The organism is Pseudomonas sp. 05T35 (genome assembly GCF_056396605.1).
The window spans coordinates 1-681 of sequence record NZ_JBFTLU010000852.1 but is presented as its reverse complement, the minus strand read 5'-3'; the positions used below and the strand labels follow the sequence as shown (position 1 = coordinate 681).

2 protein-coding genes are annotated in these 681 nt (G+C 56.4%); both read left to right on the top strand.

What is annotated here, in order from left to right; genetic code table 11:
* The coding region (locus AC1DH9_RS30285; RefSeq protein WP_477809472.1) for a universal stress protein at positions 1–189 on the top strand (189 nt) is incomplete at its 5' end.
* A 74-nt stretch (positions 190–263) separates the two neighbouring features.
* Positions 264–681 (top strand): ABC transporter ATP-binding protein (locus AC1DH9_RS30280; RefSeq protein ID WP_477809471.1); only part of this gene is annotated, 418 nt, incomplete at its 3' end.

Here is a 681-nt window from a genome sequence, read left to right as displayed (position 1 = left end):
GCGAAACGGCATCTGTTGACCGGTGTTCCGCACAAGATGATCGAGCGTTTCGCGGCAAGTAATGAATTCGACATGATTGTGATGGGCACCGTGCACTATCGGGGCGTGAACGTATTTCTCGGCAGTACCGCCGAGAACACCCTGAACCGGGCTCCCTGCAGTCTGATGATCGTCAAGCCGCCGTATTGATGGCGTATCGTGGTGGCGGTATTCGATAACTGCCAGTGCTCAGGGGCATCGGCCGATCGGGAGCAGAAACGCTCATGAGTTCGGATCAAACGGGTTCTGCCGATCATCCGGCGATTGATTCGAGCGGCCTGACCAAATGGTTCGGGGAAGGGGACGTACGAATGAAGGCTGTCGATCAGGTCTCACTGGTCGCACAGTTCGGTGAAATGGTGTTCATCGTCGGCCCGTCAGGAAGCGGCAAGACCACGTTGCTGAGCATGATCTCCGGCATTCTGCGGCCGGATGCCGGTACGGTGAAGATCAATGGCAATGACATCTGGAGCCTGAGCACCGATCAACTGGCAGAGTTACGCCTCAATAACATCGGCTTCGTGTTTCAGGACTACCATCTTTTTGCACGGCTGACCGCTGCCGAGAATGTCGCGATTCCCCTGATCCTCAAGCATCGTGACTGGGATGACGCCATAACGCAGGCGAAGCAGAGCCTGGAAG